Origin of the sequence: Mesorhizobium sp. M7A.F.Ca.MR.362.00.0.0, assembly GCF_004023175.1 — a bacterium.
Taxonomy (GTDB): Bacteria; Pseudomonadota; Alphaproteobacteria; order Rhizobiales; family Rhizobiaceae; genus Mesorhizobium.
Window position 1 is genome coordinate 1 of record NZ_RZTF01000045.1, and the last position, 4992, is coordinate 4992.

At 65.1% G+C, this 4992-nt stretch carries 7 protein-coding genes (1 of these 7 only partly in view); 5 read left to right on the forward strand and 2 right to left on the reverse strand.

The features are described 5' to 3' along the window. Positions 1 to 283, forward strand: a 283-nt coding sequence (locus EOC06_RS08950; protein WP_245469414.1) for a LysR substrate-binding domain-containing protein, incomplete at its 5' end; no start/stop codon positions are given. Here EOC06_RS08950 and EOC06_RS08955 read toward each other — a convergent pair. Next, the gene (locus EOC06_RS08955) at positions 222 to 842 is read right to left on the reverse strand and encodes a TetR/AcrR family transcriptional regulator (protein ID WP_128307548.1); all 621 of its coding nucleotides are present in this window, start codon (positions 840 to 842) and stop codon (positions 222 to 224) included. The two genes, EOC06_RS08950 and EOC06_RS08955, sit on opposite strands and share 62 nt — an antisense overlap. A 66-nt stretch (positions 843 to 908) precedes the next feature. On the opposite strand from EOC06_RS08955, the gene EOC06_RS08960 reads away from it, so the two are divergent. Together EOC06_RS08960 and EOC06_RS08965 are read left to right on the forward strand one after the other, a co-directional pair. Further along, on the forward strand, positions 909 to 1334 hold the full coding sequence (locus tag EOC06_RS08960; RefSeq protein WP_127270139.1) for a VOC family protein: 426 nt from the start codon (positions 909 to 911) through the stop codon (positions 1332 to 1334). A gap of 130 nt (positions 1335 to 1464) precedes the next feature. After that, positions 1465 to 2568 (forward strand): helix-turn-helix transcriptional regulator, encoded by a 1104-nt coding sequence (locus EOC06_RS08965; protein WP_128307549.1) that lies wholly within the window; start codon positions 1465 to 1467, stop codon positions 2566 to 2568. A 62-nt stretch (positions 2569 to 2630) separates the two neighbouring features. Here EOC06_RS08965 and EOC06_RS08970 read toward each other — a convergent pair whose 3' ends face one another. After that, positions 2631 to 3578 carry a S1C family serine protease gene (locus EOC06_RS08970; RefSeq protein ID WP_128307550.1) on the reverse strand — a complete coding sequence of 316 codons (948 nt, stop codon included), beginning with the start codon at positions 3576 to 3578 and terminating at the stop codon, positions 2631 to 2633. A 168-nt stretch (positions 3579 to 3746) separates the two neighbouring features. Here EOC06_RS08970 and EOC06_RS08975 point away from each other — a divergent pair, with 168 nt between their 5' ends. Together EOC06_RS08975 and EOC06_RS08980 are read left to right on the forward strand one after the other, a co-directional pair. Beyond that, the gene (locus EOC06_RS08975; protein WP_128307551.1) at positions 3747 to 4619 is read left to right on the forward strand and encodes a S1C family serine protease; all 873 of its coding nucleotides are present in this window, start codon (positions 3747 to 3749) and stop codon (positions 4617 to 4619) included. An 8-nt stretch (positions 4620 to 4627) separates the two neighbouring features. After that, on the forward strand, positions 4628 to 4992 hold the 5' portion of the coding sequence (locus tag EOC06_RS08980) for a LuxR C-terminal-related transcriptional regulator (protein ID WP_128307552.1). Its footprint extends 268 nt past the window's final position; 365 of the gene's 633 nt are visible here — the first part of the coding sequence; the start codon lies at positions 4628 to 4630; its stop codon lies off the right edge, out of view.

The following is a 4992-nucleotide window of genomic DNA, read 5'->3' on the forward strand; positions in this document are numbered from 1 at the left end:
TGTGCGCACCAAGCATATGCTGATGCGCGAGGGGCTGGGCTGGGGCGGGCTGCCGCGCTGGCTGATAGCAGACGACCTGGCGAGTGGCCGGCTGGTCGAAATCGACCTCGAATCCTTCAGGGAGGTGAGTTCGCCGCTGTTTGCCATGCACCGCAACGATCGCAGCCCGAAGCCTGCGGCGGCCTGGCTGATCGACCAGTTCAAGCGCCAGCTCGGCTGCTTCAATGAGTTCGAACCGGGCGAGGTGCCTGAGGAAGAGACAGGCCATCGATCAGTGCCATGAGCACGGCGCGGTAGTCCTGAGCTGACGCACCGGCCTCGATGGCCAGGGCGGCACGATCGAAGGCGGAGCCGAGCAGCGCGGTCAGCGCGTCGGCCGGCAATCTCGTCATCGTCTGCGCCCGCATCGCCGCGACCAGCCCTTCGCGCAGTGAGCGGTTGCCGTGGCGGTTGTCGATCGCGTCCATGGCGGCGCGGCCAAGCACGGCCGGGCCGTCGAGCAGCAGTAGCCGCGTGCGGCCGGGTGCGCGCATCGCAGTGAGATAGGCGTCGGAACCGGCAATGAGTGCGTCGCGGGCATTGAGCGATGGCGGCGAAGCGCGCTCGATCTCCTCAGCCACCGCCATCGCCTCCTGCTCGACCACGGCGGCAAACAGCGCCTGCTTGTCGGCGAAGTGATGATAGAGCGCGCCGCGCGTCACGCCGGCGGCAGCGACGATCTCCGGCGTGCTGGTCTCGGCATAGGATCTTTCGGTGAACAGCTTTCGTGCCGCAGCAATCAGGTCGGCGCGCGTCGCCTCGGTGCGGTCACGGTTGGAACGACGCGCGGAATCGCGTTGCATACATGCAGCCTGTATGTTAATTGAAGTTACATGCAGACTGTATGTTAATCGACGGGAGAAGGAAAGATGAAGACGACGAGCTATTACCCGGTGCTGATGACCGGCGACGTCGCCGGCACGACGGCGTTCTATATCGAGCATTTTCGCTTCCAGCCGCTATTCGAAAGCGACTGGTATGTGCATCTGCAATCGGTGGAGGACAGAAGAGTCAATCTCGGCATCGTCCAGGGCGACCATGAAACGATCCCGGAAGAGGGGCGCGGCCGCGCGTCGGGCCTGCTGATCAACTTCGAGGTGAGGGACCCCGATGCGGTCTATGAACGGATCGTCGCGGCCGGGCTGCCGATCCTGCGCTCTCTACGCGACGAACCCTTCGGCCAGCGCCATTTCATCACCCGGGATCCCAATGGCGTGCTGATCGACGTGATCAAGCCGATTCCGCCGAGCGAGGCGTTTCTGGCGCAGTACGCGGAGGGGGCTGTGGGCACCTGAACGATGTTTTCGTGTTGGCTGTTTCCTACGCAATTTATGATCATCCGGTAATGCCAAGCCGAGAAAGGTTTGATTTCTGAGCAGATGTGCGATGCAATCATGCGAGTGCAGGTGGCGAGCGGACCATTGAATGACCGAAGATCTTGTCGATCGAATTTATGAAGCGGCGTTCGTCCCCGATTTATGGCCAGACGTCTTCGACAGGTTGAGCGAACTGTCGAACTCGGCCGGAGGCGGTATGGGTTTATTCGATGATCGGCTGGACCCGATGCTCATCGCGTCGGACCTGGTCCGGCCGATACTGGAGGGCATCTCTGCGGAAGGCGGGTTCAAGAGCAGCAGTGTCTCCCAACTCCTGCTGACGCTGCCCCCACCCTCGGAATTCGTCTACGACGCGGATTACTTCCCCAAGGAGGCGCTCGAGAACAATCGGACGCGGCTCGACCGGACGCTGCCATTGGGAATCGGTGGCGAAGTCGGTACGTTCATATCCCTGCCTACAGGCGAAGTTCTGTTGTTTACGATGGAGCGTTGGCTGACCAATGATCGGCCATCCCGAGACGAATTGGACCAGCTCAACCGCATGAGGCCGCATCTGGCGCGCGCCGGCCTGATTGGTGCGCGCCTGCGGCTGGAACGAGCGCGCGCTACGACTACGGCGCTTGCGGCGATCGGCCTGCCGGCCGCGGTGATGACGAGCAGGGGACGCGTTCTGGCGACCAATCAACTGCTTGACGCTCTGCCCCTTGTGTTCGTGCCGACGGCCCGTGATGGGCTCGCCCTTGCCGATGCCAAGGCAAACAAGTTGTTTCAGCAGGCGATTGCAAGCGGGACTGGTGACGCTGCGTCGGGTCGCTCCGTGCCCATAGCGCCAAGCGAGAATAGCGAGGCCATGATCGTTCACCTCATCCCTCTTCGCCGTCTGGCGCACGAACTTCTCTCAGGCGCCGACATACTGATCGCAGCCACGGCTCTCAACCCGACGAATCTGGTGCCTTCGCCGACCATCCTGACGGGCCTTTTCGACCTCTCGCCGGCCGAGGCGCGATTGGCAGCGGCATTGGCATCGGGGGATAGCCTTGGTGTGGCGGCGACAAGCGCCAACATCACCTATCGCACGGCCAGCACGTATCTTGGTCGTATCTTCGACAAGACAGGCACGCATCATCAGGCGCAACTCGTAGCTCTCCTGAAGGGAGCCTATGTCCCCGTTGCTCCCTCGAAGGGGGAGTGAGCAACGGCGGCCTTAAAGTCTTCGTTGTCCCAGAACCGCGGCACACTTCTGGGCGACATGCACTAGCTTTGCGCCACCGGTATCACCGTCATCTGGCTGACGCCGGTGCGGCGCACCACGGTGCATTGTGTCTCGCGGCCGATGCGCTCGGCGTCGAGCACGCGCACCAGGTCGTCGACGCCGGTGACCGGGCGGCCGTCTATTGCGGCGATGATGTCGCCCTCCTTCAAGCCGGCCTTGGCCGCCGGGCCATCCTTCTCGACGCTGCGCAGCCGCACCGCTGTATTCGTCGACACTTGCGACAGGAGCGCGGCGCGTCGCGGCAGATTGACGGTGTCGGCCGAGACGCCGATGAAGGCGCTGCGCACGCGGCCGAAGCGGATGATCTCCGAAATGACGAAATTGGCGGTGTTGGAGGCAACCGCGAAGGCGATGCCTTGCGCGCCATGGATCATGGCGGTGTTTACGCCGATGACCTCGCCGGCCGACGATACCAGCGGTCCGCCGGAATTGCCGGGATTGAGCGCTGCGTCGGTCTGGATGACGTCGTCGATCAGCCGGCCGGTGGAGGCGCGCATCGAGCGGCCGAGCGCGGAGACGACGCCGGAGGTGACGGCCCATTCGAAACCGAGCGGGTTGCCGATTGCAATGGCGATCTGGCCGCGCCGCAGCCGCTTGGAATCGCCCAGCGGTGCGACGTCGGCAAAGCTGCCGTCGGCGCGCACCAGCGCGATGTCGGTGTCGGGATCGCGGCCAAGAACACGCCCTTCTCTCGAGGCGCCGTCCGGCATCGAAACGCGCACCGTCCTGGCATCACCGACGACATGGAAGTTGGTGACCACCAGCCCGTCCGGCGCAATGACGAAGCCGGAGCCATGGCCGCCCTGACCGCCAACGCGCTCGATGCGGCAGACGGCCGGACCGATGCGGTCGACCGCGTCGGCAACCGTCGTCGAATAGGCGTCGAGCAACGTGTCATCGGTTTGGAATTTGGCGACGGCGACGGCCATGGGAGGGCTCCGTGTGTTCAGGCTTGATCGTGACTATATGTGCGGAGCGGCTGGAACCGCAGCGACCTGACCAGATGGCCAGTCAAACCGGCAACTAGCCGTCAGGCGAGTACCCGCGGACGCGCTGTCGAGCGATATCTGGGGCATGGATGAACCCAGGAGACCATTATGAGCGATTTCAATCTGAGCGCGTTTTCGCAAGCCGTCGCTGATCTCGCCGCCAAGGCCGCGCCGGCAACGGCTGGCTTCGCCACGCATCATCACCGCACGGCAAGCGCCTTCCACTGGCGTGACGGCTATTTCGTCACCGCTGAAGAGGCTGTCGAGGCCGGCGAGGAGATCGATCTGGTGTTGGCCTCGGGGGAAACGGTGAAGGCCGAGCTGGTTGGCCGCGACCCTTCGACCGGTGTTGCCCTGCTGAAGCCGGCGGAGGCCGTCAGCGCCGCGCCGTTGGCCAAGGCCGATGCGGTGCGGCCGGGCAACATCGCCATTGCCATCGGCAGCAGTGACGGTTCGGCTTTGGCTGTTTCGGGCTCGGTTGGCGAAGTCGGTCCGGCCTGGCGCTCGATGCGCGGCGGCACCATCGACCGGCGTATCAATCTTGCCGTCGGCGCCGGCGGCCGTTTCGAGGGCGGCCCGGTTCTCGACGCCAAGGGTGCGCTGATCGGCATGCTGTTGTTCGGACCGCGCCACCGGGCGCTGGTCATGCCTTACGAGACGATCGAGCGGGCGGTCGCGACCTTGCGCGAAAAGGGCCATGTCGCGCGCGGCTATCTCGGCGCCGGCCTGCATCCGGTACGCGACCGCGACGCGCACGGCGCGATGGTGATGAGTCTCGATGACGAGGGTCCCGCCAAGGCCGCCGGTCTCTCTCTTGGCGATATCATCGTGGCGTGGAACGGTGAGGCGGTGCACGGCCCGCGGGACCTGATCCGCAGGCTCGGACCCGACAGTGCCGGCGCTTCGGTGACGCTCGGTGTCGTGCGCGGCGGCGAACAGCGCGATGTCGCGCTGACAATCGGCGAAAAGCCGCTGAGCTGAGGGCATCCATGGACACGCTCACCAGCGACAGGATCATGCATGACGGTGCCGTCTCGCGGCGGCTGGTGGTGCTGATTGCGCTTGGCGATGCGTCACGCGCCGAGCGCCTGGCGGCCTCGCTGGCCGCGAGCGATGACCTGCTGCCGGTCGTAGCCGGCGGTGGAAGAGCCGACGTCGCCATCGTTGACGACAGCATTGGTGATGGCGTGCCGGCCCTCATTCCACGGGTGCTGTTGACCGGACGCGCTGGCGGCGAGCGGCCCGCCGGTGAGGTGCTGGCCGTGATGTCCGCTGGCGCGGAGGATTTGTTGATCGCCGCGGCGGCGCGGCTGGCCGCGGCCGGCTATCGCGTCTCGGGCGAGCGCGGAAGCGG